Below are 26,401 nucleotides of genomic sequence, written 5' to 3' on the forward strand. Positions count from 1 at the left end.
CGGGGAACCACGTCGGAGGACGGGGCAGGGGTCCCGGGGCGGGGCTCGCCCCCGCTCTTCGCCCCCGGGGCGGGGGCTTGGCCTGGTGGGGGGCGGGTCAGGGGTTGCGGATGTGGAGGGTGCGGGTGAGGTCGGCGAGGTGGTCCGCGAGTTTGCGGCGCAGGAGCGGGATGAGGTCGGGGTGTTCGAGGGCGGCCCGGCCGGCTTCGAGGTTGGTCTCGTCGGCGGCGTGGACGGGGAAGGCCCAGCGGCCGGCGGCTTCGCCGATGGCGGGGCCGCGGCGGGCTCCGAGGGCGATGGCGTCGGGGTAGTAGCGGGGGACGTAGTCCCGTACGAGGTCGGCCTGTTCGGGCTGCCAGAAGCCCTGGGCGGTGGCGCTGAAGAGGTAGTTGGACAGGGTGTCGTCGTGGAAGAGGCTCTGCCAGGCGGCGGCCTTGGCCTCGGGGGTGGGGAGGGAGGCGCGGCAGCGGGCGGCGCCTTCGCGGCCGGTGGCGCTGGGGTCGGCGGCGAGGGCCTCGTCGATGGCGGCCTCGTCGACGGCGCCGAGTACGGCGAGGCGGGCGAGGATGCGCCAGCGCAGGGCGGGGTCCAGCTCGGGGCCGCCGGGGACGGTGCCGTCGGCGAGCCAGGCGGCGATGGTGTCGGGCTGGGTGGCGCTGTCGACGAGGGTGCGTACGGCGGTGAGGCGCAGGCCCGGGTCGGTGGCGTCCTCGGTGCGGCGCAGGAGGTCGCGGGCGATACCGGTGAGGGTGGCGAGGGCGTCGCCGCGGTCGGCGGGGGCGGTGTAGTGGTCGGCGACGTGGGTGCGGGCGAAGGCGAGGACGCCCTGGACGATGGCGAGGTCGCTCTCGTCGGGGAGGTGTGCCTCGGCGGTGGCGAGGTAGGCGGCGGGGGCGAGTTCGCCGTCGCGGACCATGTCGCGCAGGGAGCCCCAGACGACGGCGCGGGTCAGCGGGTCGGGGATGCGGCGCATGCCGCGCAGGGCGGTCTCCAGGGAGGTCTCGTCGAGGCGGACCTTGGCGTAGGTGAGGTCGCCGTCGTTGAGGACGAGGAGGTCGGGGCGGGGGCCCGCGACGGAGAGGATCTCGTCGGTGGGGACGTCGAGGTCGATGAGTTCGCCGCGTTCGAGGATGCCGTCGGGGGCCAGTTCGTAGGTGCCGGCGGTGATGCGGTGGGGGCGGCTGCCGTGGCGGTCGACGGTGAGGGTCCAGCCTCCGCGGCTCTCCTGGATGCGGGGGGTGAGGGTGTCGGTGCCGGTGGTGCGCAGCCAGCTCTCGGCCCAGGTGTGGACGTCGCGGTCGGTGTGGGCGGCGAGGGAGTCCACGAAGTCGGCGAGGGAGGCGTTGGCGAACTTGTGGCGGGCGAAGTGGGTGTTGATGCCCGCGAGGAAGTCCTTCTCGCCGATCCAGGCGACGAGTTGGCGCAGGGCGGAGGCGCCCTTGGCGTAGGAGATGCCGTCGAAGTTGAGGAGGGCGGAGGCGGTGTCGGGGACGTCGGCGGGGTCCGGGGCGACGGGGTGGGTGGAGGGGCGTTGGTCGGCGTCGTAGCCCCAGGCCTTGCGGCTGACGGCGAAGTCGGTCCAGGTGCCGGTGAAGCGGGTGGCTTCGGTGAGGGCTTGGTAGCCCATGTACTCGGCGAAGGACTCGTTGAGCCAGATGTCGTCGAACCAGGCGAGGGTGACGAGGTCGCCGAACCACATGTGGGCCATCTCGTGGGCGATGGTGACGGCGCGGCGTTGGCGTTCGGTGTCGGTGACGGCGGAGCGGAAGACGTATTCGTCGCGGAAGGTGACGAGTCCGGGGTTCTCCATGGCGCCGGCGTTGAACTCGGGGACGAAGGCCTGGTCGTAGGAGTCGAACGGGTACGGCTCGGTGAAGGTGGCGTGGTAGTGGTCGAAGCAGGCGGTGGTGAGGGAGAGCAACTCGTCGGCGTCGGCGCCGAGGTGGGGGGCGAGGGAGCGGCGGCAGTGGATGCCGAAGGGGATGCCCGCGTGTTCGGTGGTGATGCTGTGCCAGGGGCCGGCGGCGACGGCGGCGAGGTAGGTGGAGATGACGGGGGTGGGGGCGGAGGTCCAGTGGCCGGCTCCGTCGGTTTCGCGGTCGCCGGTGCGGGTGGTGATGCCGTTGGCGAGGACGGTCCAGTGGGCGGGGGCGGTGACGGCGAATTCGAAGACGGCCTTCAGGTCGGGCTGGTCGAAGGCGGGGAAGACGCGCTGGACGTCGTCGAGGAACATCTGGGAGTAGACGTACGTCTCGTCGTCGGCGGGGTCGGTGAAGCGGTGCAGGCCCTCCCCGGTGCGGGAGTAGCGCATGCGGGCGTCGACGCGCAGCTCGTGGGGGCCTTCGGCGAGGCCGGTGAGCGGGAGGCGGTTGCCGTCGAGGGCGGCGGGGTCGAGGGGGTGTCCGTCGAGGGTGGCGGTGCGCAGCTCGTCCGGTTTCAGCTCCAGGAAGGTGTCTCCGGCGGTGCGGGCGGTGAACCGGATGACGGTGGTGGAGTCGAAGGTGTCGTCACCGGTGGTGAGGTCGAGGGTGACGGCGTAGTGGTGGACGTCGAGGATGCGGGCTCGGAGCTGCGCTTCGTTGCGCGTCAGTGCGGACATGGGGCCCATGCTGCCGGATGGGCGGGCCGTGTCGAAGGGGCCGTGGCGCGAGGGCGCCCCGGTGGCGGTCGGGACGGGGGCGGCGGGGCGGGTCCTGGGACCCCGGGGCTGCGGGCCCGGGTCGACCGGCGGGGGGCGAGGATCTCGCGGCGGCGGGCCGGGCGGGCCTGACGCGGACGGCGGACCGGACTCGGGCGGCCGGTCGGAGCGGGGGGCGGAGTGGGGCGGCGGGGCGGCGCCGCCCGCCGGTTACTGGTCCTCGCCCGCGGCGATGGTCTCGTGGTGCCGGATGACCTCGGCGATGATGAAGTTGAGGAGCTTCTCGGCGAAGGCCGGGTCCAGTTTGGCGTTCTCGGCGAGTTCGCGGAGCCGGGTGATCTGGCGTGCCTCGCGGCCCGGGTCGGCCGGGGGGAGCTGGTGCTTGGCCTTGAGGTGGCCGACCTGCTGGGTGCACTTGAAGCGCTCGGCGAGCATGTGGACCACGGCCGCGTCGATGTTGTCGATGCTGTCGCGCAGGCGGGCCAGCTCGGCGCTGACGCTCTCGTCGATGTCGCTGGTGTTCATGGTTCCCGAGAATACGGGGCGGACGCGCGTGTTTCCTCGGCCAATCGGTCCTTGAGACGGGTGCCCACTCCTTCTCGGCCATTGGCGCATTTTGAGTACTTGCCCATGTGGAAAGTAGCTCCCATATTGGCAAGTGGGCAGATCGCCCACGGACGGGATCGGGGAGAAGGGGGCAGGTCGTGAGCGACTACGCCGGCGCGAAGGAGGCTCTGGCCCGGTCGGCCGGGCTGGAGCACACGGCTCGGGCACGTTCGGGCTGGTACGCGCGCTACCTGTGGGTCTTCGCGGCGGGACAGTTGGTCCTCGTGCCACTGGCCCTGCTGTGGCACGGTCCCGCGCAGGCGATCGCCTTCGCGGTGCTCAACGCGGCACTGGTGGGCGGGCTGAGCGTGTACGCGGCGCGGCAGCGCGTGGTGCGGCGGGGCTTCGGGCTCAAGCACGGACTGGTGATCGGGACCTGGGGGGCGTTGTTCGGCGTCGGGGTCGGGCTGGGCACCACGGTGTTCGCGGACCGGACGGGCTTCGCGGTGGCCGCCGCGGTGGCCTGCGCGCTGCCGCCCGCGATCGGCGCCCTGTCCGAGACGCGGAGGGCCTCGTGAGGGAAGAAGACCCGCGGACGGACACGGCGGGGGCGGCGGACGGGGCGAACGGCGCGGACGGCGCGGACGGGGCAGCCGAAGCACCGGAAGCGGCAGACGCGACGGGTGCGGACGGAGCGGCCCGGACGTGGGTTGGTGGGCATCCGCGGCACGACTTGGCACCGCTGCTCAACGCGCCCGTGCGGCTCTCGGTGGTGGCGGCGTTGGCTCCGCTCGACAAGGCGGAGTTCGGCTTCGTCCGGGACGTGGTGGAGGTCAGCGACTCGGTGTTGTCCAAGCAGGTCGCCGCGCTGGAGGGGGCGGGGCTGGTCGGCGTGCACAAGGGGCGGGTCGGGCGGCATCCGCGTACCTGGCTCTCCCTGACTCCCGAGGGGCGCGTCGTCTACCGGCGGCATCTGGACGCGCTGCGGGCCATCGCCCTGGGGTGACCGTGGGCCGGTGGGCCTTCACAGCGGCGGCGCGGAGGTCACTGCGGCAGCGTGGCGGTCACTGCGGTGGCGCGCAGGTCACAGCGGTGACATGGCGGTCACAGGGCGAGCGTGGCGGTGACGAGCCAGCCGCCTTCCGGGGGTGGGCCGGCGGTGAGGGAGCCGCCGAGGGCTTCGGCGCGCTCGGCCATGCCGACGAGGCCGTAGCCGCCGCCCCGGGCCTTCTCGGAGAGCCGGGCGGAGTGGCCGCCGTCGTCGGCGACGCGGACCTCCAGGCCGGCGGGGATGGTGCGCAGGCCGATGCGGACGGCGGTGGCGCCGGCGGCGTGCTTGCCGATGTTGGTGAGGGCTTCGAGGACGATGCGGTGGGCGGTGGCGGCGACGTCGCCGGGGAGGCGGTCCTCCAGGCCTTCTTCGACGTAGAGGGCGACGGGCGGGCCGGTGGCCGAGAAGCGGGTCGCGAGGACGCGGATGTCGGCGAGGCCGGCGACGGGGGCCCGGCCGGCGGCGGGGGGCCGGTCCGCGTCGGGGGCGCCGCCGGCGTCCTCGCGGAGGATCTTGACGAGGCGGCGCATGGAGCCGAGGGCCTCGTCCCCGGCGGTTTCGATGCGGCCGAAGATCTCGGCGGCGCGTTCGGCGGAAACCTTGGTGAAGTGGGCGGCGCGGGCCTCTACGACGATGCCGGTGACGTGGTGGGCGACGAGGTCGTGGAGTTCGCGGGCGAGTTCGAGGCGTTCGGCGGTGCGGACGGCGCGGAGTTCGCGGACGCGTTGCACGGACTGGAGGCGCAGGAGGAGGGAGTAGGCGCCGACGACCACGGCGAGGACGGAGAAGAGCAGGGTGAAGCGTCCGGGGTCGGCGTCGCGCACGGGTACGGCCATGCAGCCGAGCCCGAGGAGGGGGCCGAGGATCGCGGCGGTGCGGGCGGGGGCCCGCAGCAGGACCTGGGTGAGCAGGACGAGCAGGGCGATGGCCTCGCCGCCGCCCCAGACGACGAGGGGGTGGTGGCCGAACATCAGCAGGAAGGTGACGGTCCAGGTGGTGACGGCGGCGAACCAGGCGCGGGTGATCAGAGGGATCCCGGGCCAGGACACGGCGCTGAGGCAGACGAGGATGCCGGAGATCCAGACGGCGGCGTGGGGCAGGCTGGGTTGGCGGGCCAGGACGACGCCCTCGAAGGTGACGAGGGCGAAGAGGACCAGGGAGAGCAGGACGCGGGTCCAGCGGGCGGCGTAGGGGTGCCGGCGGGCCCAAGGTGCGAGGGGGCTCACCGCGGACCCCCGCCGGGGTCCTGGCGGGAAGCCCGGCGCAGGCCCCGGTGGGAGGCCGCGCGCGGGCCCCGGTGGGAGGCCGCGCGCAGGTCCCGGCCGAGGCCCGCGCGCGGGCCTCGGTGACAGGCGGGCCGGCCTCGGTGGCAGGCGGGCCGGGCACGGCGGCAGGCGGGCCGATGGCAGGCGGGCAGGGCGCGCTGGCACGTGGGCCGGGCGGCACAGCAGGCGGGCCGGGCGGCACAGCACGTGGGCCGGGCGGCAGCGCAGGTGGGGCGGGCGGCGCGACAGGCGGGCCGGGCGGCACGGCACGTGGGCCGGGCGGCACAGCAGGCGGGGCGGGCAGCACAGCACGTGGGCCGGGCGGCACAGCACGTGGGCCGGGCGGCAGCGCAGGTGGGCCGGGCGGCAGCGCAGGTGGGCCGGGCGGCACAGCACGTGGGCCGGGCGGCAGCGCAGGTGGGCCGGGCGGCGCGGCGGGAGGCCCGGCGCCGGTCGCCGCCGCCGGCTCGTGCGGGGGCGGCGGCGGTCACCGGGGGGCTGTGGCGAGGCCGCTTTCCCAGGCCCAGGCGGCGATCTCGACCCGGTTGCGGGCGTCGAGTTTGACCTGGACGTTCGCCAGGTGCGTCTTGACGGTGGACAGCGACACGTACAGCTCGCCGGCGATCTCCGCGTTGGTCATCCCGCGCGCGAGGCAGCGTACGACCTCCCGCTCGCGTTCGGTCAGGGGTTCGACGGGGCGGCGGGCCGCCTGGGCGGCCGGAATGCGCGGTGCCATCTCGCGCAGCAGCCGTACGGTGATGGCGGGTGAGACGAGGGAGTCGCCGACGGCGGCGGCCCGGACCGCTTCGACCAGCATGGCCGGGCTGGCGTCCTTGAGGAGGAAGCCGGAGGCTCCGCCGTGCAGGGCCGCGTGGACGTACTCGTCGAGGTCGAAGGTGGTGACGATGACGATGTGCGGCGTGTCCTGGCCGGCGAGGCGGCGGGTGACTTCGAGGCCGTCGAGCTTCGGCATGCGGATGTCGAGGAGGAGGACGTCGGGGCGGTGCTCGGCGACGGCGGCGAGGGCCGCTTCGCCGTCGACGACGTCGGCTACCACCTCGATGTCCGGTTGGCTTTCGAGGATCATCCGGAAGCCGGTCCTGACCATCTCCTGGTCGTCCGCGATGACCACTCTGATCGCCATGCGCTGCCTGCCCCACTGTCGCCCGCCGTCGCCTATGGATCGTTCCCATGGGACCTGTGCGCGCGTCGGCCCGCAACCGCACGGCGGGCCGTCGGGAGCCTGTCGCGGGGCGGGGACGGCGGTGGCGCGGCCCCGGGAAGGCTCAGCCGACCCTACGTGCGTACGGGGTACGTCGCCTCGTCCTTCCGGCCCGTTCGCGGGGGGACCGGAAGGACGAGGCGACGGGGGTGGGCCGTGCCGGCAGGACCTAGAGGCCGGCCGCCGCGGAGGCGATGGCGCCGGCGAAGGTGGAGACCTCCGAGTAGACGCCGGGGTATCCGGCGCGGGCGCAGCCCTCGCCCCAGCTGACGATGCCGACCTGGATCCAGGCGTTGGCGCTGTCGCGGCGGAACATGGGGCCGCCGGAGTCGCCCTGGCAGGTGTCGGTGCCGCCCTGGTTGTAGCCGGCGCAGATCTCGTCGGAGGGGACGAGATCGCTGCCGTAGGCGCTCTGGCAGGAGGCGTCGGAGACGAAGGGGACGGTGGCCTTCATGAGGTAGCGCTGTTGGGCGCCGCCCTCGCGGGTGGCTCCCCAGCCGGCGACGGTGAAGGTGCCGTTGTCGTAGGCCTTGGTGTCGGCGATCTTGAGGGTGGGGAGGTTGATGGGCTTGGCGAGCTTGATGAGGGCCCAGTCCTTGCCCTTGCCGTTGTAGCCGGGGGCCTGGAGGACCTTGGTGGACTTGACCTTGATCGCGCTGCCGCTGTTGAGGTCGACGACTCCGGCGGTGGCGGTGATGGAGGTGTTGTTGCCGGAGCCGTTCACGCAGTGGGCGGCGGTGAGGACGATCTGCTGGGTGTAGAGGGCGCCGCCGCAGCCCATGGAGAGGCGGACCATGAAGGGGAACTCGCCCTGCGCGGCGCGGGTTCCACCGACGACGGGGGCCTGGGAGGCGCCGGCGTTGGTGGGCTGGAGGCTGACGGCCGCGAGGGCGACGGCGCTGACGGCGAGGGTGCGCTTGAAGAACGTGCCGAGGGTGGTCACGGTCAACACACTGCCTTTCGTGGGGGGTTGGGCGAGCTGTGCCGTGCGTACTGCCATCGGGTCAATGACACGTCCATGACACATCTCTCGTGCCGCGGACAACAAGACGGTGTTTTCGGACAACTTCCGGCCCAGGGGGCGGCATGACGCAGAACGGTGGGCACCCGAGCCCGGTGGAGCACGGATTTCCACATCTGGACACGGTCCGCGCGGCGGTCACCGCCCTGTACCGCGCCCTCTCCCCCACCGGGATCGAGGCCTACGCCACCGCCGTCCCGGCCGCCGACGTCGCCTTCGGCGCCGGCGAGGACCTGCACCTGGGGGCCCACCGGGTGGCCTCCGCGATCGTCGGCGCGCTGCGGCTGCCCGACGCGCGGATCGTGGTCGCCTTCCGACCCATGCGGGACGCGGCCACGGTGGAACTGACCGCGGGCCCGGAGTACTTCGTCGAGGTGAGCGACCGCTTCCGGATCCACCGCCGGGACCTGGGCGCCGCCCTGGCCCACGAGGTCACCCACGTGCTGCTGCACCGCCTGGGCCTGCGCTTCCCCACCACCGCCGAGGACGAGATCCTGACCGACACGGCCGCCGCCTACCTCGGCGTGGGCTGGCTGCTCCTCGACGCCTACCGCGAGGACGCCCTCACCCGCCAACGGCTCGGCTACCTGACCCCGGAGGAGTTCGGCTACGTCCTGGCCCGGCGCGCCCGGGCCTTCGGGGAGGACCCCTCCCCCTGGTTCACCAGCCCCCAGGCGTACGAGGCGTACGCGCGCGGTCGCGCGGAGGCCGACCGGGAGCTGCGCCGGGCCCCCCTGGCCGCCGCCCGGGGTTCGGAGGCCCGCCGCTACGCCCGCCACCGCCGGGCCGGGGCGAGCGCCCCCGCGCCCGGGGCCGCGTACCGCTTCGACCGGCCCGAGGGCGGCCCGCTGCGCGTGGCGTTCCCCTGTCCGGTGTGCGGGCAGCTGCTGCGGGTGGCGGTGGGCGGCCCGCTGCGGGCGCGGTGCGGGCTGTGCCGCTCGGTGCTGGAGTGCGACACGTGAGGGGGCCGCGCGAGGGGGATTCATCGGGGGGCCACGAAAAATTTCCTACCGACCGGTAGACACAGGGGGCGCACTCCCCCAGCCTGGTCGCGTACATGCCAATGCGTGACCGAGGAGCGTCCCCCACATGCGCAGCACCCGCCGCACCAGGACCACCCGTACCGTCGCCGCGAGCGCCCTCGCGGCCGCCGCGCTGACCCTGCTGCCCGGCGGGACGGCCGAGGCGGCCCCTGCCGCCGCCGCCCGGACCGCCGCGCAGACAGTGACCGCGGGGACCGCCTCCACGACGGCCGCCGCCGTGACGGCCTCCGCGCCCGGCGGCAACGCGCTGCTCCTGGGCATCGACTACGGCGGCTGGCAGCGCGACGTGGCCGCCGTGGTCGACGCCGCCCGTCCGGGCATCGAGCGGCGGATCGCCGACTCCCCGGCGGGGGAGAAGCCGGCGATCGTCCTCGACATCGACAACACCTCGCTGGAGACGGACTTCCACTGGTTCTGGACCGTCCCGACCCCGGCGATCTCCAAGGTGCGCGAGCTGACCCGGTACGCGAACGACCGCGGGGTGGCGATCTTCTTCGTGACGGCCCGCCCGGGGATCGTGTACTCCCTCACCGAGCGCAACCTGACCTCCGTCGGCTACCCGGTGAGCGGCCTCTACGTCCGCGACCTGCCGGACCTCTTCGGCCCGGTCAGCGCGTACAAGACGGCCAAGCGCGCCGAGATCGAGGCCCGCGGCTACACGATCATCGCCAACATCGGGAACAACGACGGCGACCTGGTCGGCGGCCACGCCGAGCGGACGGTCAAGCTCCCCGACTACGGCGGCAAGCTCTCCTGACCCCGCGCGGCCGGTGCGGCGGCGCGCTCAGAGTCCGCCTCCGCACCCGCCGCAACCGCCGCCACAGCCACCCCCCCAAGCCGGCGCCCCCGTCGCCGCCGCTCCAGCTCCCGCCGCCCCCGCCCCCGCCCGTCCACTCACCGACGGTGAGCAGGCTCACGGCGGCGATCACCGCCGGTATGACGGCGAGTCCGATCATCCACCCGCCCAGGGCGTCCTGGGTGGGCTGGAGGCCCGGGTCCCACAGGACCCAGCCCAGCACACCCCACGTCCCCCCGCACAGCACTCCGTTGATCAGAGTCCACCAACCGAACCGACCCATGCCCCCACCGCCCCCCGGCGTCGTTTCGGGCGTTGTGCCCGGAACGCGGCGGCGGAACACCCTGCTCCGTCAGTGTATGTCCGCCTCTTGCTCCGGAGCTCCGAGGGAGGCCGCGATGGCGTTGGCGGCGGCCCAACCGAAGGCCATCGCGGGGCCGATCGTGGCGCCCGGCCCCGGATAGGTCTCCCCCATCACCGCGGCCGAGCAGTTGCCCGAGGCGTAGAGGCCCGGGATCGGGGTGGAGTCCTCGCGCAGGACCCGGCCGTCGCCGTCGGTGACCAGTCCGCCCTTGGTGCCGATGTCGCCCGGGTGCACGGGGACCGCGTAGAAGGGGCCCTTCTCGATGGGCGCGAGGTTCGGATGGGGCAGCGTCGGGTCTCCGTAGTAGCGGTCGTAGACGCTCTCGCCGCGCCCGAAGTCCTCGTCCACGCCCCGCTCGGCGAAGCCGTTGAAGCGGCGCACGGTGGCGGGCAGGCCGGGGGCCGAGATCCGTTCGGCCAGTTCCTCCAGGGTGGCGGCCTGCTTCAGGAAGCCGCTCTCGCGCCAGGACTTCGGGAAGGGCTGCCCGGGGAACAGGCCCGCGAAGAGGTAGCGGGCCTTGGAGCGGGCGTCGAGGATCAGCCAGGACGGCACGGTCGTCGCCTCGGGCCGGTCCGCGGCGTACATCTCGTCCACGAACGCGTGGTAGGGCAGGGCCTCGTTGGCGTAGCGCTCCCCCGCCTCGTTGACGATGACCATGCCGGGGATGCCCCGGTCGGCGACGAGGAAGAACGGTCGCTCCCCCGGCGGGCAGACCGAGGGCGCGCCCCACACCCGGTCCATCAGGTCGGTGGCGGCCCCCAACTCCTCGCCCAGGCGCAGCGCGTCGCCGTTCTGGCCCTCCGAGGCATGGGTCCAGGCGGTGGAGGTGGGCGCCGGCAGGTGCTTCTCGCGCAGCGCCTGGTCGTGCGAGAAGCCTCCGGAGGCCAGCACCACCCCGCCGCGCGCCAGGACGGTGACCTCGCGGCCGTCGCGGGTGACGCGTACGCCGCTCACCCGTCCGTCGGGGTCGGTGAGCAGCCCGGTCAGGGGGGCCGACAGCCACAGGTCGCCGTCGAGCCGGTCCAGGGAGAGCCGCATCCGGGCGATGAGGGCCTCGCCCAGGGAGAGCAGTCTGCGTCCGGTGGCGAGGGCCTTCACGGCGCGCAGCCCGACCTTGACGGAGGTGCGGCGGCCGGCCCAGGTGCGGGCGACCATGTTGAGGAAGCGGAAGTCGTACGAGGTCATCGTCAGCCCATAGGTGGGCAGGCCCGCCCGGCGCATCCCGCGGCCCAGCTCCCCGAGGCGTTTGAGGTCGACGATGCACGGCTCCACGGACCGGCCCTGGGCCATGCCGCCCTGGGCCTCGGGGAAGTAGTCCGAGTAGCCCGGGGTGTACATGAAGCGGACCTCGGTGCGGTCGTGGAACTCGCGGACCATGCGGGGGCCGTGGGTGAGGTAGGCCTCCTTGCGGGAGGCGGGGACGCGGTCGCCGACGGTGGCGTCGAGGTAGGCGCGGGCCTTGTCGTGGGTGTCGGCGATGCCGGCGCGGTCGAGGTGGAGGTTGCCGGGGACCCAGACGGCGCCGCCGGACAGGGCGGTGGAGCCGCCGTACTTGTCGGTCTTCTCCACCACGAGGGCGCTCAGGCCGCGCAGCCGGGCGGTGATCGCGGCGGCGAGGCCGGCGGCGCCGGAGCCGACGACGACGACGTCGTACTCGTGGGTGAGGGCGTCGGTCATCCGAAGGCTCCGGTGGCGTAGTCGCTGCGGAAGTACAGCAGGGGTGATCCGCCCTCGCGGGTGGTGAGTTCGAGGACCCGGGCGGTGACCAGCCAGTGGTCGCCGGCCTCGTGGACGGTTTCGAGGGCGCAGTCCGCGGTGGCGAGGGCTCCGGTGACGCGGACGGCGCCGTGGGCGGAGGTCTCCCACTCGACGCCGGTGAACTTGTCGCCGCCCCGGCGGCCGAGGGCCTCGCAGACGGCCCGTTGGTCCGCGCCGAGGATGCTGACGCCGAACCGGCCGGCGTCCCGTACGGCGGGCCAGCTGGAGGAGCCCTTGCCGACGCAGAGGAGCACCAGCGGCGGGTCCAGGGAGAGGGAGGCGAAGGACTGGCAGGCGAGGCCGACGGGGCTGCCGTCGGCGTCGGTGGCGGCGAGGACGGTGATGCCGGAGGCGAAGGCTCCGAGAACCTCGCGGAAGGCGGCGGGGTCGACGGGGGCCTCGGCGGGGGCCGGTGCCGGCGTCTCGGCGGGGCCCAGGGCGGCGGCCGGGGGCGTGGTCAGCCGTTCCACTGGTGGCCCCAGAAGCTGTCGGCGGTGATCTCCTTCGCGGTCCAGGTGGCGGGGTCGACGAGGAGGCCGTCCCAGCCGTACTCGACCTGGAAGCCGCCGGGGGCCTGGGCGTAGAAGGAGACCATGTGGTCGTTGGAGTGCCGGCCGAGGGTGGAGGCGATGGGGATGCCCGCCGCGTTCATCCGGTCGAGGCAGTAGCCGACGTCGTCGAGGCGCTCCAGTTCGACCATGAAGTGGACGATGCCGGGCGGGAGGGCGCCGGGGTAGAGGCCGAGGCTGTGGTGGCGGCGGTTGGGGCTGAGGAAGTGCATGAGGTGGAAGTCCTTGCCGGGGGCTCCGGTGGGGACGGCGACGGGGGGCAGCCTCATCGAGTCGCGCAGTTGGAAGCCGAGGAGGTTCTCGTAGAAGTCGAGGGTGGCCTCGGTGTCGGGGGCCGGCAGGACCACGTGGCCCAGGCCCAGGTCGCCCGCGCGTCCGCCGGTGACGAAGCGGTTGCCGTAGCGGGCGGGCAGCGGGCTGTGGTCCTGGGCCTGGCCCCAGTAGATCTCCAGGGGGTTGCCGCTGGGGTCCTCGCAGTGGATCAGGCCCTGGACGCGGCGGTCGGCGAGGGTGGCGCCGTCGGCCTGCTTGACGGCGAGGCCGGCGGCTTCCAGTTCGGCGGTCGCCTCCGCCAGGGCGCGGGCGTTCGCGACCTCGAAGCCGGCGGCGAGGAGGCGGTCGGTGGTCCCGGCGACGAACTGGAAGCGGTGGGCGCGGTCGTCGATGCGGACGTTGAGCTGGTCGTCGGTGCCGCCTTGGGCCTCGGCCATGCCGAGGACGTCGAGGGCGTAGGTGCGCCAGGCGGGGAGGTCGGCGGTCTCGATGCGGAGGTAGCCGAGTGCGCGGATGTCCATGGGGGCTCCTGGGGCGGTCAGTGGAGGAAGAAGTCGGTGGCGAGGCGGTTGAACTCGTCGGCGGCCTCGGTCTGGGCCCAGTGGCCGCAGTGCGGGAAGACGTGGAGGCGGGCGTCGGGGATGGTCTTCAGGGCGAGGAAGGCCCCGTCGATGGGGTTGACGCGGTCCTCGCGCCCCCAGGTCAGCAGCACCGGGCAGGTGATCCGGTGGGCCTCGCGCCAGAGCATGGCCTCCTCGGGCCACTTGGCGAACGAGGCCGCCATCCGGGCGTTGCCGAGCCGGGCCTCGGGGTCGGTGGCCTGCGCGAAGCGCTCCTCGACGAGGGCGTCGGTGACCAGGGCCGGGTCGTGGGCGAGGGTGGTGAGGAAGGTGCGCATCCGCTCGCGGGTGGGCTCGGGGTCGAGGCTGAACTCGAAGAGCCGCTTGATGCCCTCGGTGGGGTCGGCGGAGAACAGGTTCAGGGAGATCCCGCCGGGGCCCATCAGCAGCAGTTTGCCGACCCGGTCGGGGTGGTCGAGGGCGATCCGGGTGGCGGCGCCGCCGCCGAGGGAGTTGCCGATGAAGTGGGCCCGTTCGATGCCGAGTTCGTCCATGAGGGCGACGACGGCCGCGGCGCTGAAGCCGAAGTAGTCGCGGTCGGGCTCGGGCTTGTCGGAGCGGCCGTAGCAGGGCTGGTCGACGAGCAGGGTGCGGAACCGCTCGGCGAAGTGGGGCAGGTTGCCGCCGAAGTTGGACCAGCCGGAGGCGCCGGGGCCACCACCGTGCAGCATGATCACGACGGGTGCGTCGGGGTCCTCGGCGGGGCCTGCCTCGTGGAAGTGGAGGGTGAGTCCGGCGGCCTTGGCCGTACGGGAGGTGCTCGCGTGGGTGAGGGGGCGAGGGCTCACAGCATCGTGTCCTGGATGTCGAGGCCGAGGGCGCCCTGGCCGAAGAGGACCAGCGCCCGTTCGGGGTCGTTGGCGGCGTGGCCCCGCCCGGTGTGGGCGTCGCGCCAGGCCCGCTGGACGGGGTGGGGCCCGGTGCGCATGGCGCCGCCGCCCGCGTTCTCCATGAGGAGGTCGACGGCGCCGACGCAGCGTTCGGTGGCGAGGACCTGGTCGCGGCGGGTGCGGGTGCGCAGCTCGGTGGGGAGGGGCTCGCCGCGCTCGGCGAGGGCGTACAGCTCGTCGATGTTGCGGGCGAGCGCGAGCCAGGCGGCGTCGATGTCGGCGGCGGCGCGGGCGATGCGGACCTGTGCGAAGGGGTCCTCGGCGACCTGCTGGCCGTAGGAGACGCGGAACCGCTCGCGGGTGGCGGCCACGTACGCCTCGTAGGCGCCTTCGGCGATGCCGACGATCGGGGTGGAGATGGTGGTGGTGAAGACGGAGGCGTACGGGAGGCGGTAGAGCGGCTCGGGGTTGGTCTCGTGCCCGGGGACCTGGAGGGCGGTGACGGGGCCGAAGCTGAGGGCACGGTGTTCGGGCACGAAGACGGGCTCGACGACGATGTCGTTGGAGCCGGAGCCGCGCAGGCCGACGGTGTCCCAGACCTCGTCGATCCGGTACTGGGAGCGGGGCACGAGGAAGGTCCGCATGTCGACGGGCCGGCCTTCGGCGTCGGTGACGAGCCCGCCCAGGAGGGCCCATTCGGCGTGGTCGCAGCCGGAGGAGAAGTGCCAGCGCCCGCTGAGGGTGAAGCCTCCGTCGACGGGGGTGACCTTGCCGGTGGGGGCGTAGGAGGAGCAGATCCGGGCGTCGCGGTCCTCGCCCCAGACCTCTTCCTGGGCGCGGGGGTCGTAGAGGGCCACGTGCCAGGGGTGGACGCCGACGACGGAGGAGACCCAGCCGGTGGAGCCGCAGGCCTTGGCGATCTCCTTGACGGCGGCGTAGAAGATGCCGGGGTGGGCGGCGCGGCCCCCGTACGCCCGGGGCTGGAGGAGGCGGAAGAGGCCGGTGTCGGCCAGTTCCTTGATGCTCGCTTCGGGGACCTTGCGCTGGGCCTCCGCCTCGGCGGCGCGGGCGCGCAGGGCCGGGGCGAGGGCGCGGACTGCGTCGAGGACGTCTTCGTCGCTCATGGTGTCCCTTTCTCGGGGGCGGCGGCTTCGGGGTGCGGTGAACGTACGCCCGGGGGTCCGGGGCGTGGAACGCGGCGTTCCCGCTGAGTGGGAAGGCCGTCCGACGGGGGTTCCCGGGTCCCCGGAACACCCCGATCGGACGATCAGGAGTATTACTGATTGAAATACATGCTTCCGGGTGCTTCCCTGCGCCGGGGGGTGCGTGGCAGGGTCGGCCCAACGCCTCACGCAGGGGGTTTCTCGTGCTCGACCAGGTCATGGAGACCGAGTTCGCACCGCTGTCGCTGCTGGAGAAGGCCGAGCGGGTCCTGGGCGCCTTCGACGGCCCGGAGCCCCGGCTCTCCCTCACGGAAGTCGTGCGCCGCTCCGGGATCCCGCGCTCGTCCGCCCACCGCATCCTCGATCAACTGGTGCAGTTGCGCTGGCTGGACCGGGAGGGCCGGGACTACCGCATGGGCATGCGGATGCTGGAGCTGGGCGGCCTCGCCTCTCACCACAACCGGCTGCGCCGGGCGGCCCTGCCGCTGCTGCACGCCCTGCACGAGCAGACCGGTCGGCTGGTGCACCTGTCGGTGCTGGACGGGGCCGAGGTGGTCTGCCTGGAGCGGATCGGCGGCTCCGAGACCACGACCGTGCCCTCCCGGGTCGGCGGCCGGATGCCCGCGCACTGCACGGCCTCCGGCAAGGCGATCCTCGCCTTCAGCGACCCGGACACCGTGGAGCACGTCCTCGGTCAGGGGCTGCGCCCGCGCACCCCCCGGACCCTGGTCCGGCCGCTCGCGCTGCGGGCGGAGCTGGCGGCGACCCGGGACCGCGGGATCGCCTACGACCGCGAGGAGAACTTCCGCGGCATCACCTGCGTGGCCGCGCCGCTGCGCGGGGCCGGGCGGGCCGTCGCCGCCGTCTCGGTGTCCTCCTGCCACGGGGAGCGCGAGTCGGCCCGGCTCGCCCCCGCCGTACTGGCGTGCGCGCGGGCGGTGTGGCGGGAGCTGTACGGGCCCGGACGGGCCGGTCGTTCGGCGTCCGCGCCGCCTCGGGAGCAGCCGCCGGCGGTCTCCGCGCGGGCGATGGACAACATGATGGGCTGGCTGCGGTTCAGCGAGTGGATGTAGCGGGTAGTCATACTCCACAGCACGCGTGAGGCTCCGGCCCCGACCCCTCGCCAGGGGGCCGGAACCGGGGCCTCCCGTGTGTGTGCCCCACGGTTTTCCACGGCGGTCGACGCGCGGCCCGGGCGCGGGTTCGGGCGCGGGTTCGGGCTCAGGCGTAGGTGACGCGGACCCGGTCGCTCAGCGGGAGCGCCTGACAGGCCAGGACGTACCCCTCGGCCAGGTCCTCGGCGTCCAGGACCTCGTTGCGGGCCATCGTGACCTCGCCCTCCACCACCCGGCAGCAGCAGGCGCTGCACGCCCCTTCCCGGCAGGAGTACGGGGCCTCGACCCCGGCGGCGAGCAGCACGTCGAGCAGCGGCGCCCCGCGCGCCCAGGGCAGCCGGTGCTCGCGCCCGTCCAGTTCGACCTCGGCGAGGGCCCGACCGGCGGGGTCCGGGTCGCCGGGGTCCGGGTCGGTTGGATCCCCGGCTCCGGGCCGGGCCCCTTCGACCGGCGCCACGGGTGCGAAGACGTCGCCGTTCAGCGAGAAGTAGCGCTCGCGGTGGATCCGGCGGCCGGGCGCTCCGGCCGCGCGCAGGGCGGCCTCGGCGGCGTCCATCATCGGCGCGGGTCCGCACAGCCAGGCCTCGCGGCCGGCGTGCGGGGCCAGGAGCGGGCCGAGCCGGTCGGCGGTCGGCAGTCCCCGCAGGTCCTCCAGCCAGTGGACGACGGTGAGCCGGTCGGGATGTTCCCCGGCCAGGGCCGACAGCTCGGCGCGGAAGATGACGGAGGCGGCGTCGCGGTTGGCGTACACCAGCGCGACCCGCCCCCGCCCGGCCGCGAGGGCCGACTTGGCGAGGGAGAGCACGGGGGTGATCCCGCTGCCCCCCGCGACGAGCAGGAGGTCCCGGTCGAGGCCGCCGGGGCCGGGGGTGAAGGTCCCCGCCGGCGGGAGCACCTCCAGTTCGTCGCCCGGGGCCACCTGCTCGCAGATCCAGCCGGAGCCGAGCCCGCCGGGGACCCGCTTGACGGTGATCCGCATCGGCTCGCCGGTGTGCGGGGAGCCGGCCAGGGAGTAGCAGCGGGCGGCGCCCCCGGGGATCCGTACGGTCAGGAACTGGCCCGGAAGATAGGGCAGTTCGGGCTCCAGGACGAGGGAGACGGCCTCCGGGGTCTCCTGGATCCGCTCCCGGACCCGGACCCTCAGCGGGCCGCCGGCCCTCGGCGGAAGGGGGGCGTCAGACATCGGCGGGCACCTCCAGGCGGCCCTCGCGGACGGCCGCGTCGATGCTGTCGCGCAGGGCCGGGCACGAGCGGACCCGGGCGCTGGGCTGCCCGGCGGCGACCCGGTCGGCGATGCGGGGGCAGACGGCGGCGGCCTCCTCGGTCCACTGGACCTGGGTGTGGGCGGCGCTGAACTTCTCGCACAGCACCTGGTTGCCGCACTCCCCGCAGGCGACGGGCCGCATCACCGCTCCCCGGAGGCGCCGGGACCGGTGCCCCCGGCGGCGGCGCGGCGGGCGAGGTTCTCGGCGACCTCGGCCTTCCAGGCGGCGGTGGCGCGGGCGGTGTCGATCTCGAACTCGAAGCGGTGGACCATCTCGTCCTTGACGTCGGCGGTGTCCACGTAGAACTGCTCGTACCAGCGGCGCAGTTGGTAGACGGGGCCGTCCTCCTCGGTGAGGAGGGGGTTGTCGATCCGGGTCTTGTTCCGCCAGATCTCCACGTCCTGCTCGAAGCCGACGGCGAGGCCCTCGGCGGTGAGGCGGGCCGCGTCGGCGGCCTGTGCGTCGCTCATGCCGGGGAGCTTCTTGACGGTGGCCCCGTACATGAGCACGAAGCTGTTCTCGTCGATCGGGTAGTGGCAGTTGATGAGGACGGACTCCATCTCCAGGCCCCCGCCGACATCGCTCCAGAGCCGGTCGATCATGTAGGAGGGGCCGTGGTAGGAGGCGTCGGAGCGCAGTCCGCCGCCGGTGGAGAGGGTGCCGAGGTCCACGTCCCCGCGCGGGGTGGACTCCATGTACTGCGTGGCGACGTGACCGTCGAAGACGTTCTTGAAGTAGTGCGGGAAGGCGTAGTGCACGTAGTAGAAGTGCGCCATGTCCACGACGTTGTCGACGATCTCGCGGCAGTTGGCGTTCTCCACGCGCAGGGAGTTCCAGCTCCATTCGCTCCAGTCGGCGCTGCCGTGGCCCTCGATCTCGGGGATGGTGACCCCGGCGGGCGGCGGGTTGCCCTCGGGGTCGTGCCAGACGTAGAGCTGGCCGTTGCGCTCCAGGGTGGTCCAGGCGCGGGTCTTGGCGCGGGCCGGTACGCGGCGGGCGTAGGGGACGGCGGCGCAGCGGCCGTCGCCGGACCAGCGCCAGTCGTGGAACGGGCAGGCGACGGTGTCGCCCTTGACGGAGCCGTGCGCGAGGTTGCCGCCCATGTGCGGGCAGTAGGCGTTGAGGACGTGCAGGGCGCCGTCCGCCTCGCCCTGGAAGACGACGAGCTTGGTGGCGAAGGCCTCGACCTCGTGGGGCGCGCCGTCCTTGAAGGAGGCGGCGAGCCCGAGGCAGTGCCAGCCGCGGGCGAACCGGGTCGGCACGGCGGCCGCCTCGATGACGCGGGGGGATTCGTCGGTTGAGGTCACGGGGTGGCCCTCCACTTCGTTGTGGGTGCGGTACGGGGGGGGCGAGCGAGGTGGTGCGAGCCCCCGGGTGGGGGGCGTGGCGGGTGTGGCGGCGTACGGGGATGCGGCGGCGTACGGGGGCGCGGTCAGCGTTCGCCGGCGAGTTCCACGGCGATGTCGATGAGCTGGTCCTCCTGGCCGCCGACCAGGCGGCGTTCGCCCGCGCGGAGCAGGATCTGCGCGCCGGGGACGCCGTAGCGCTCGGCCTGGCGCCAGGCGTGCTTGAGGAAGCTGGAGTAGACGCCGGCGTGCCCCATGAGCAGGGACATCCGGTCGAGGCGGCACTCCTCGTCCATGACGGGCCGGACCACGTCCTCCGCCGCGTCGATGATCTTCAGGACGTCGATGCCGGTACGGATGCCCATCTTCTGGCAGACGGCGGCGAAGGCCTCGACGGGGGTGTTGCCGGCGCCCGCGCCGAGCCGGCGGGTGGAGCCGTCGATCTGGAGGGCGCCCGCGCGGACGGCGGCGACGGAATTGCCGACGCCGAGGCCGAGGTTCTCGTGGCCGTGGAAGCCGACCTGCGCGTCGTCGCCCAGCTCGGCGACCAGGGCGGTGACGCGGTCGGTGACCTCGTCCATGACCAGCGCGCCGGCGGAGTCGACGACGTACACGCACTGGCAGCCGGCGTCGGCCATGATCCGGGCCTGGCGGGCCAGGTTCTCGGGGGTGGTGGAGTGCGACATCATCAGGAACCCGACGGTCTCCAGGCCCATCTCCCGGGCGAGGCCGAAGTGTTGGACGGAGATGTCGGCCTCGGTGCAGTGGGTCGCGATCCGGCAGATCCGGCCGCCGTTGCCGTGGGCAGCGCGGATGTCGTCCATGACGCCCAGCCCCGGCAGCATCAGGAAGGCGATCTTCGCGTGCCGCGCCGTCTCGGCCGCGACCTTGATCAGCTCCTGCTCGGGCGTCGTGGAGAACCCGTAGTTGAAGGAGGAGCCGCCCAGTCCGTCGCCGTGGGTGACCTCGATGACGGGAACGCCCGCGCCGTCGAGGGCGGACACGATCGCCCGTACGTCCTCGGCGGTGAACCGGTGGCCCACGGCGTGCGAGCCGTCGCGCAGGGAGGAGTCGGTGATCCGGATGTCGAGGGTGTCGGAGTACGTGCGGGTGTTCGGGTACGTCTTCACGCGGTGAGCCCCTTCGCGAACTCCTCGCCGACCTTGGTGGCGGCGGCGGTCATGATGTCGAGGTTCCCGGCGTACGGCGGCAGGTAGTCGCCCGCGCCCTCCACCTCCAGGAAGATCGCGACGCGGGCCGTGCCGCCGCTCTGCGGGGAGGGGTCGTCGTACTGCGGCTCGGCGCGCAGCCGGTAGCCGGGGACGTAGGAGGCCACGTCCTCGACGACCTGTTTGACCGAGGCGGTGATCGCCTCGCGGTCGGCGTCCTCGGGGATCGCGCAGAAGACGGTGTCGCGCATGATCACGGGCGGGTCGGCGGGGTTGAGGATGATGATCGCCTTGCCGCGGGCGGCGCCGCCGATCTCCTCGATGCCCCGTGAGGTGGTGCGGGTGAACTCGTCGATGTTGGCGCGGGTACCGGGGCCGGCCGAGACGGAGGCCACCGAGGCGACGATCTCCGCGTAGGCCACGGGCACCACCCGGGAGACGGCGTACACCATGGGGATGGTGGCCTGACCGCCACAGGTGATCATGTTGACGTTGGCGGCGTCGAGGTGGGCCGTCAGGTTGGCCGGCGGGACCACGGCGGGGCCGACGGCGGCGGGGGTCAGGTCGACGGCCTTGATGCCCAGCTCGGCGTAGCGCGGGGCGTTGGCCCGGTGCACGTACGCGGAGGTGGCCTCGAAGACCAGGTCGGGCAGCTCGTCGCGGGCCAGCAGCCAGTCGACCCCCTCGTGGGAGGCGTCGAGTCCGAAGCGGCGGGCCCGGGCGAGGCCCTCGCTGTCCGGGTCGACGCCGATCATCCAGCGGGGCTCGATGTGCGGGGAGCGCAGGAGCTTGTGGAGCAGGTCGGTGCCGATGTTGCCGGAGCCGACGATGGCGGCGGTGGCTTTCTTCATGCGGTTACTCCCGTACGGGGATGTCAGACGAAGGACAGGGACACGGAGCCCAGACCGGCGAACCCGGCCGTGTAGGTCCGCCCGGCGCTCACGTCCACGGCGCGGGTGCAGGACCCCGGCAGGATCAGGTGCCCCTTGCGCAGCGGTACGCCGAACCGTGCGACGGTGCGGGCCAGCCAGGCGACGGCGGTGGTCGGGTCGCCGAGGACCGCGTCGGAGCGGCCGGTGGCGAGGGTGTCGGCGCCCGAGGTCAGTCGGGCCTCGATCGCCCTGAGGTCCAGCTCGCGCGGATCGCGGCCCTCACCGATGGCGTAGCCGGCGGAGGAGGCGTTGTCGGCGATGGTGTCGGCGATGGCGATCCGCCAGTCCGCGACGCGGCTGTCGATCAGCTCCAGGGCGGGGACGACCCGCTCGGTGGCGGCCAGGACGTCGGCCTCGGTACAGCCCTCGCCGGGCAGGTCGGCGCCGAGGACGAAGCCGACCTCGACCTCCACGCGGGGCGCGCAGTAGGCGGCGGCCCGCACGGGGGTGCCCGACCGCAGCTCCATGGAGTCGAGGAGGTGTCCGTAGTCGGGCTCGTCGACGCCCATCATGGCCTGCATGACCGGGGAAGAGAGCCCCACCTTGTGGCCGGTGACGCGGGCGCCGTCCTCCTCCACCCGGCGGCGGACGTTGTACAGCTGGATCTCGTACGCGTCCTGCGCGTCGATCCCCTCGAACAGCTCGGTCAGGGGCCGCACGGGCGCGCGCAGCGCCTCCGCCGCGCGCAGCAGCTCGGCGGCTTCGCGCCGGAGCCGGTCGTTGAGCATGGGGGCCTCCCGGCTGCGGTGGTGTGTGGTGCCGCAGACGGTAGGCGGGGGGCGGGTGCGGGCGGGAGGTCGCGTTCCCGCTCAGCGGGAAAGGGCGCGGCTACCGCCGGGAGGTGTCGCCGGCCTGGTCGGACCCCGGGCGTGGGTCGAGCGGGTCCTCGGGGAGGTGCACCGGGGCGGCCAGGGTCTGTTCGTAGGGCGCTCGCGCGAAGGTGTAGGGGCCGAGGGGAAGCTCGCCCCACTGGGGGCGGTGGATCTGGTGGAAGCCGGACCAGGTGACGGTCTGCGCCGTGGCCGTGACCGTGGCGAGCAGCGGCCAGCAGGCGTCTATGCCGCAGGAGCAGCTCAGCAGTACCAGGGCGCCGCTCTCGGCGTGGCGCAGCTCCGGCCGGGCGTCGCCCAGGAAGTGCGCCCGAGCGGCGGCGCCGTCGTCATCGTCGTTCAGGTGCAGTGGGGCGTGCTGGCGCAGGAGGAACGCGTCACGCTCTTGCGGCGTGTCGTCGTACTCGTCGGGCTCGCCGTCGTCGAGTTCGAGCGCCCAGAGCCCCCGCGTCGCTTCCGCGACGAGGACACGCAGGTCGGTGCCGTCGATCCGGATGCCCCACGCCGACAGGTGGGGGAAGTCGGCGTGGGGGTGGCGCAGGAACTCCACCCGGTGCGGGTCGGGACGGTCGGGGCGGCGGCCCGTCGGCGTGGTCATGTGCGCCATCCTGCGCGGGCAGCGGACCCCGGAGCCACCGGTTATCGGCGGGGACCGCGGAGCCGGCCTGGCCTCTGTCGTCGAAGTCCCTTCAGACCACGGCCACTTCGACGCCAGCCCGACCTAGAGCGCCCCGACGAAGGCGGCGAAGGCGTCCCGCCCGACGGTGAAGACGGGCCCCCCGGGAACCTTGGAGTCCCGCACGGCGACGACGCGGGGCTGCGCGGCGACCTCGACGCACTCGCCGCCGGTACCTCCGCTGTAGCTGGACTTGACCCAGGTGGCGGCGCCGAGGGGGGCACACTCGATGCAGTCACCGCCGCCGGATCCGCTGTACGACGCCTTACGCCACTGCGCACCCGTCAGGGCCAGGGTGATGTCCATAGCGCTCCTCCACTACGCGGGCAATCAGTGCCGCCGAGTCCTCCAGCGAGAGCGCGTCGGCCTGCAAGCGAGCGTAGCCGACCGAACGCTCCTTGATCACTTGTGGATTGGCGGTCATGTGACCGATGTCGTAACTCTCGGCGTAGAAGAGATCCGGATCGCCTTCGAAGCGCAGGAGGTTGAACGACCCTCGGGTGGCACTGTGTTCACCGGTCACGAAGGGGAGCACCTGGATCTGCACCCACGGCCGGTCTCGCAGGCTCAGGAGATACAAGAGCTGCTCCCGCATGACGTCCCGGCCGCCCACCTGCCGAAGCAACACGGCCTCGTCCAGAACCACCCAGAGAGCAGGAGGACAGCTCCGCATCAAAATGCGCTGCCTCTCCAGCCGAGCCACCACGAGTTCGTCGAGGTTGCTCGGGCGATCGGCTGCCAGCACGGCACGCGCGTACGCCTCGGTCTGCAGCAGGCCGTAAACCACCTGCGCCTGGTACGTGGAGAGGTACTCGGCCTTGGCCTCCATCTCCGCATACGGCTGGAACCAGTGCGGCAACTGGCTCCGCAGGACCAGTCCCACCAGCCGGCTGAACACTCCACCGGTCCCCAGCGCGGCATCGATCCGTTCCGAGAAGTCCCTGGTCGGGACCTTGCGCGCGGTTTCGATCTGGCCGATCAGGGAGCCCGTGCAGAAGACGATGTCCCCCAGCTGCCCCTGCTTCAGTCCGGCGGCCTCCCGTAGGCGACGCAGTTCGGAGCCGTAGTAGTCCAGCGCCGACGCGCTGGGATCGAGGTCGCGGATGTTGACCACGAGGCGGTCACCCCCAAGTACGCGCCGTACGACGTTCGTTCCGGTCGACTCCCGAGCGTAACCACTCGGATCCGCTCCGGCACGGGGAACGGTCGATCCGTCACCCCCACGGGAAAGGGGCGGGGCCCGTCGCACGTCGGTCCCGCCCCCCCCCCCCCGTAGGCACCCCACCTCAAGCGGCAGCGCCTACGTCGGGCAGACCGCCCACGCGAGGTGGTAGAGGGTGCTCACGCTCGCGTCGGTGGAGTCCATCGCCATGAAGCTGGTGGCGGTGGGGCCGGAGGTGCCGGCGTTCACCCGGAGTTCGGTGTTGATGTTGAAGTTCCGCTTCTCGCCGCACGGGGCCCAGACGAGGTCGGCGTACTCGGTCCTGTCGGTCGACTGCCAGTTGTCGTTGAAGGGGCCGTTGAACTGGTGGGTGCGCTGCGCCGTCTGTGACATCCCCTGGAAGTAGTAGTTGGCCCGCTCCTGGCCCCACGCGCCGGGCTGGAGCGAGGCGAAGCCGCGGTAGTCGGCCTGGACGATGGCGTACGTGAAGCCGTTCGGGACGTGGACGCGCAGGTTGAGCTGGCAGTTCTTGCGGAATCCGGTGGGCGGGGCGCCGGCGCCGACCTGGGCGAGGTACTCGCTGTAGGTGACGGTGAAGGCGGTGTTGTCCGGGGCGACGGCGACCTCGGCGGTGCCTTCGCGGCAGCCGGAGCCGTTGACGGTGGCGAGTTCGATGACGATCTTGTCCGGCGGGGCGGTGATCGGGCCGGGGGTGTGGCCCCCGGCCTGGGCCGGGGCGGCGGTGGCGACCAGGGCGACGGCCGCGCAGCCGATGAGCAGGGTGCGGGACAGGGAACGGGACATCGTTGTCACTCCTTCTGCGTGCGCACGCTCAGGCGGCCGGACACTGCTTCCATTCGAAGTGGTAGACCGTGCTGACGCTCCCGTCCGTCGAGTCCATGCTCATGAAGCTCAGGGTCTGGGGGCTCGACGAGCCCTGGTAGACGCGCAGTTCGGTGTTGACGTTGAGGTTGCGGGTCTCTCCGCAGGGGGCCCAGACCAGGTCCGTGTATCCGGTCTGGTCGCTCGCCTGCCAGTTGTCCGCGTACGGGCCGCCGAACTGGTGGGTGGTGCGGGCGGTCTGCGAGGCGCCCTGGAAGTAGTAGCCGGCGCGCTGTTGGCCGAAGGCCCCGCGCTGGAGGCTGGCGAAGCCGCGGTAGTCGGCGCGGGCGACGGCGTACGTGAAGCCCTGCGGCACGTGGACCTGGAGGGCGAGTTGGCAGTTCTTGCGGAACTCGGTGCCGCCCGAGCCGGCGCCCGTCTGGGCGAGGTAGTCGCTGTAGGTGACGGTGAAGGCGGTGTTGTCCGGGGCGGTGGCCACTTCGGTGGTCCCCTGGGGGCAGCCGGAGCCGTTCGCCCCGACCACCTCCACGGTGACCCGGCCGGGTGGCGCGGAGGGAGTGTCAGCCTGGGCGGGCGCGGGGGCGGCCACGGCCGCCAGGGTCAGGGCCGCGGCCCCGAAGGCCAGTCTGCGCGGGTACATGTTCGGGTGCTCCGTCCGTCGTAACGGTGCGGGACGCGTGCGGGACCGGTGCGGATCCCGTGCGATTGGGCATGCACATGCCACCACGGGGAACGGGGTCCGGTGGGGGCGCGTACCGGACAACGGCCCCGCCCCCGCTCCCGCCGCCCGCCCCCTGGCCGGAACCCGCGAGTCCGCACCCCCCGCCGACCATCGCCGACCACCGCCGACCAGTGGACCCGGCATCCGGACACCCCCGCCCGGACGCGGGGCGGCCCCCAGGATGTCCCGAAAGCCGCCGCCCGGGCCCCACCCCCTCCGGACCAACGCCGCCCCGACCGGCCGACCTACCGACCGGCCCTGCTACCGACCGCCCTACCGGGCCCCGTACACCGGCCACGGCGGCTCCGAGGCCGTGAGCAGCTTCGCCGCCGCCTCCCCCGCCTCCGCCGGGGTCCAGCGGGCTGCCCGGTCGACGGTGGGGCCCGGGCGCCAGCCCTCCATGACCGTGATGCGGCCCCCCTCCGTCTCGAAGACCCGGCCCGTCACCCCGGCCGAGGCGTCGGAGCCGAGCCAGACCACCAGCGGGGACACGTTCTCGGGGGCCATGGCGTCGAAGGCTCCGGGGACGGGGGCCGCCATGGTCGCGGCGAAGGTCTCCTCGGTCATCCGGGTCCGGGCCGCCGGGGCGATGGCGTTGACCTGGACCCCGTACCGGCCCATCTCGGCCGAGGCCACCAGGGTCAGGCCGAGGATCCCCGCCTTGGCGGCGCTGTAGTTGCCCTGGCCGACGGAGCCGAGCAGGCCGGCCCCCGAGGAGGTGTTGACCACCCGGGCGGCGACCTGCCGGCCCGCCTTCGCCTCGGCCCGCCACCAGGCGGCGGCGTGCTTCAGCGGCAGGAAGTGGCCCTTGAGGTGGACCCGCATGACCGCGTCCCAGTCGTCCTCGTCGAGGTTGACGAGCATCCGGTCCCGCAGGAAGCCGGCGTTGTTGACGAGGGTGTCCAGGCGGCCGAACTCCGAGACCGCGCACTCCACCAGGGAGACCGCCCCCTCGACGGTCGCGATGTCCCCGCCGTGCGCCACGGCCTCCCCGCCGGCCGCCCGGATCTCCTCGACCACCCGGGCCGCCGGACCGTCGGGCCCGGGCAGCCCGTCCAGGCCCACGCCCAGGTCGTTGACGACGATCCGCGCGCCCTGCTCCGCGAAGGCGAGCGCGTGGGCCCGGCCCAGTCCGCGCCCGGCGCCCGTCACGATGACCACACGACCCTCTGCGATACCCATC

General features: G+C 73.5%; 27 protein-coding genes. 5 read left to right on the forward strand and 22 right to left on the reverse strand.

The window, feature by feature from the left end; genetic code table 11:
* Positions 1 to 97 precede the first annotated feature (97 nt).
* On the reverse strand, positions 98 to 2,599 hold the full coding sequence (pepN, locus tag ACIOD1_RS22135) for an aminopeptidase N (protein ID WP_401904092.1): 2,502 nt from the start codon (positions 2,597 to 2,599) through the stop codon (positions 98 to 100).
* Between the two features lie 249 nt (positions 2,600 to 2,848).
* Entirely contained in the window at positions 2,849 to 3,163 is a 315-nt protein-coding gene (locus ACIOD1_RS22140) for a chorismate mutase (RefSeq protein WP_365624526.1), read from the reverse strand.
* A 179-nt stretch (positions 3,164 to 3,342) separates the two neighbouring features.
* Between ACIOD1_RS22140 and ACIOD1_RS22145 the strand changes: the two genes are divergently transcribed.
* Complete coding sequence (locus tag ACIOD1_RS22145) at positions 3,343 to 3,762, forward strand: hypothetical protein (protein WP_401904094.1); 420 nt, start codon at positions 3,343 to 3,345, stop codon at positions 3,760 to 3,762.
* Positions 3,763 to 3,917: 155 nt separating this feature from the next.
* Positions 3,918 to 4,190: a transcriptional regulator gene (locus ACIOD1_RS22150; protein WP_401904098.1), complete on the forward strand. Its 273-nt coding sequence runs from the start codon at positions 3,918 to 3,920 to the stop codon at positions 4,188 to 4,190.
* Between the two features lie 98 nt (positions 4,191 to 4,288).
* On the opposite strand, the gene ACIOD1_RS22155 is transcribed toward ACIOD1_RS22150, so the two are convergent.
* From ACIOD1_RS22155 to ACIOD1_RS22165, 3 genes are all read right to left on the reverse strand, one after another.
* Positions 4,289 to 5,461, reverse strand: coding sequence for a sensor histidine kinase (locus ACIOD1_RS22155; protein WP_401904100.1), 1,173 nt, complete (start codon positions 5,459 to 5,461; stop codon positions 4,289 to 4,291).
* A 526-nt stretch (positions 5,462 to 5,987) separates the two neighbouring features.
* Positions 5,988 to 6,644 (reverse strand): response regulator transcription factor, encoded by a 657-nt coding sequence (locus tag ACIOD1_RS22160; protein WP_365624532.1) that lies wholly within the window; start codon positions 6,642 to 6,644, stop codon positions 5,988 to 5,990.
* A gap of 247 nt (positions 6,645 to 6,891) precedes the next feature.
* Complete coding sequence (locus tag ACIOD1_RS22165; RefSeq protein WP_401904103.1) at positions 6,892 to 7,722, reverse strand: serine protease; 831 nt, start codon at positions 7,720 to 7,722, stop codon at positions 6,892 to 6,894.
* 86 nt (positions 7,723 to 7,808) lie between these two features.
* Between ACIOD1_RS22165 and ACIOD1_RS22170 the strand changes: the two genes are divergently transcribed.
* Together ACIOD1_RS22170 and ACIOD1_RS22175 are read left to right on the forward strand one after the other, a co-directional pair.
* Positions 7,809 to 8,705, forward strand: a complete 897-nt coding sequence (locus ACIOD1_RS22170; RefSeq protein WP_401904106.1) for a hypothetical protein — start codon at positions 7,809 to 7,811, stop codon at positions 8,703 to 8,705.
* A gap of 127 nt (positions 8,706 to 8,832) precedes the next feature.
* Entirely contained in the window at positions 8,833 to 9,543 is a 711-nt protein-coding gene (locus ACIOD1_RS22175) for an HAD family acid phosphatase (protein WP_401904108.1), read from the forward strand.
* A gap of 391 nt (positions 9,544 to 9,934) precedes the next feature.
* On the opposite strand, the gene ACIOD1_RS22180 is transcribed toward ACIOD1_RS22175, so the two are convergent.
* From ACIOD1_RS22180 to hsaA, 5 genes are read right to left on the reverse strand one after another with little or no spacing between them, the layout of a single operon-like run.
* A complete protein-coding gene (locus ACIOD1_RS22180) occupies positions 9,935 to 11,623 on the reverse strand; it encodes an FAD-dependent oxidoreductase (RefSeq protein WP_401904110.1) in 1,689 nt (562 codons plus the stop codon).
* Positions 11,620 to 12,174 carry a flavin reductase family protein gene (locus ACIOD1_RS22185; RefSeq protein ID WP_401904113.1) on the reverse strand — a complete coding sequence of 185 codons (555 nt, stop codon included), beginning with the start codon at positions 12,172 to 12,174 and terminating at the stop codon, positions 11,620 to 11,622. The genes ACIOD1_RS22180 and ACIOD1_RS22185 overlap by 4 nt, the downstream gene beginning before the upstream one ends.
* A complete protein-coding gene (locus ACIOD1_RS22190) occupies positions 12,162 to 13,067 on the reverse strand; it encodes a VOC family protein (protein WP_365624550.1) in 906 nt (301 codons plus the stop codon). The genes ACIOD1_RS22185 and ACIOD1_RS22190 overlap by 13 nt, the downstream gene beginning before the upstream one ends.
* A 17-nt stretch (positions 13,068 to 13,084) precedes the next feature.
* Positions 13,085 to 13,954, reverse strand: coding sequence for a 4,5:9,10-diseco-3-hydroxy-5,9,17-trioxoandrosta-1(10),2-diene-4-oate hydrolase (hsaD, locus tag ACIOD1_RS22195; protein WP_401904115.1), 870 nt, complete (start codon positions 13,952 to 13,954; stop codon positions 13,085 to 13,087).
* Positions 13,951 to 15,120 carry a 3-hydroxy-9,10-secoandrosta-1,3,5(10)-triene-9,17-dione monooxygenase oxygenase subunit gene (gene hsaA, locus ACIOD1_RS22200; protein WP_365624556.1) on the reverse strand — a complete coding sequence of 390 codons (1,170 nt, stop codon included), beginning with the start codon at positions 15,118 to 15,120 and terminating at the stop codon, positions 13,951 to 13,953. The genes hsaD and hsaA overlap by 4 nt, the downstream gene beginning before the upstream one ends.
* Before the next feature lie 242 nt (positions 15,121 to 15,362).
* Here hsaA and ACIOD1_RS22205 point away from each other — a divergent pair, with 242 nt between their 5' ends.
* Positions 15,363 to 16,232, forward strand: coding sequence for an IclR family transcriptional regulator (locus ACIOD1_RS22205; protein WP_365624558.1), 870 nt, complete (start codon positions 15,363 to 15,365; stop codon positions 16,230 to 16,232).
* A 148-nt stretch (positions 16,233 to 16,380) separates the two neighbouring features.
* Here the strand turns inward: ACIOD1_RS22205 and ACIOD1_RS22210 are convergent, their stop codons facing one another.
* The 12 genes from ACIOD1_RS22210 to ACIOD1_RS22265 all read right to left on the reverse strand — a co-directional run bounded on the left by ACIOD1_RS22210 (position 16,381) and on the right by ACIOD1_RS22265 (position 26,400).
* Positions 16,381 to 17,457, reverse strand: a complete 1,077-nt coding sequence (locus tag ACIOD1_RS22210) for a 2Fe-2S iron-sulfur cluster-binding protein (RefSeq protein ID WP_401904119.1) — start codon at positions 17,455 to 17,457, stop codon at positions 16,381 to 16,383.
* Entirely contained in the window at positions 17,450 to 17,680 is a 231-nt protein-coding gene (locus tag ACIOD1_RS22215; RefSeq protein WP_365624564.1) for a hypothetical protein, read from the reverse strand. The genes ACIOD1_RS22210 and ACIOD1_RS22215 overlap by 8 nt, the downstream gene beginning before the upstream one ends.
* Complete coding sequence (locus tag ACIOD1_RS22220; protein WP_365624567.1) at positions 17,680 to 18,846, reverse strand: Rieske 2Fe-2S domain-containing protein; 1,167 nt, start codon at positions 18,844 to 18,846, stop codon at positions 17,680 to 17,682. Before ACIOD1_RS22220 ends, ACIOD1_RS22215 begins: the two co-directional genes overlap by 1 nt.
* Before the next feature lie 125 nt (positions 18,847 to 18,971).
* Complete coding sequence (dmpG, locus tag ACIOD1_RS22225) at positions 18,972 to 20,015, reverse strand: 4-hydroxy-2-oxovalerate aldolase (protein ID WP_365624570.1); 1,044 nt, start codon at positions 20,013 to 20,015, stop codon at positions 18,972 to 18,974.
* Entirely contained in the window at positions 20,012 to 20,905 is an 894-nt protein-coding gene (locus tag ACIOD1_RS22230) for an acetaldehyde dehydrogenase (acetylating) (protein WP_365624573.1), read from the reverse strand. Before ACIOD1_RS22230 ends, dmpG begins: the two co-directional genes overlap by 4 nt.
* Before the next feature lie 23 nt (positions 20,906 to 20,928).
* A complete protein-coding gene (locus ACIOD1_RS22235) occupies positions 20,929 to 21,714 on the reverse strand; it encodes a 2-keto-4-pentenoate hydratase (RefSeq protein WP_365624576.1) in 786 nt (261 codons plus the stop codon).
* Between the two features lie 100 nt (positions 21,715 to 21,814).
* Complete coding sequence (locus tag ACIOD1_RS22240) at positions 21,815 to 22,414, reverse strand: hypothetical protein (RefSeq protein ID WP_401904122.1); 600 nt, start codon at positions 22,412 to 22,414, stop codon at positions 21,815 to 21,817.
* A gap of 123 nt (positions 22,415 to 22,537) precedes the next feature.
* A complete protein-coding gene (locus tag ACIOD1_RS22245) occupies positions 22,538 to 22,798 on the reverse strand; it encodes a DUF397 domain-containing protein (RefSeq protein ID WP_401904123.1) in 261 nt (86 codons plus the stop codon).
* Positions 22,758 to 23,606 (reverse strand): helix-turn-helix transcriptional regulator, encoded by an 849-nt coding sequence (locus tag ACIOD1_RS22250; protein WP_365624585.1) that lies wholly within the window; start codon positions 23,604 to 23,606, stop codon positions 22,758 to 22,760. Before ACIOD1_RS22250 ends, ACIOD1_RS22245 begins: the two co-directional genes overlap by 41 nt.
* A 186-nt stretch (positions 23,607 to 23,792) precedes the next feature.
* A complete protein-coding gene (locus ACIOD1_RS22255) occupies positions 23,793 to 24,458 on the reverse strand; it encodes a DUF4360 domain-containing protein (RefSeq protein ID WP_365624588.1) in 666 nt (221 codons plus the stop codon).
* A gap of 28 nt (positions 24,459 to 24,486) precedes the next feature.
* Positions 24,487 to 25,137, reverse strand: coding sequence for a DUF4360 domain-containing protein (locus tag ACIOD1_RS22260; RefSeq protein WP_401904126.1), 651 nt, complete (start codon positions 25,135 to 25,137; stop codon positions 24,487 to 24,489).
* A gap of 354 nt (positions 25,138 to 25,491) precedes the next feature.
* The gene (locus ACIOD1_RS22265) at positions 25,492 to 26,400 is read right to left on the reverse strand and encodes an SDR family oxidoreductase (protein WP_365624594.1); all 909 of its coding nucleotides are present in this window, start codon (positions 26,398 to 26,400) and stop codon (positions 25,492 to 25,494) included.
* Position 26,401: the final 1 nt, after the last annotated feature.

The sequence above is a fragment of the Streptomyces sp. NPDC088097 genome, from assembly GCF_044741845.1.
Classification (GTDB): domain Bacteria; phylum Actinomycetota; class Actinomycetes; order Streptomycetales; family Streptomycetaceae; genus Streptomyces.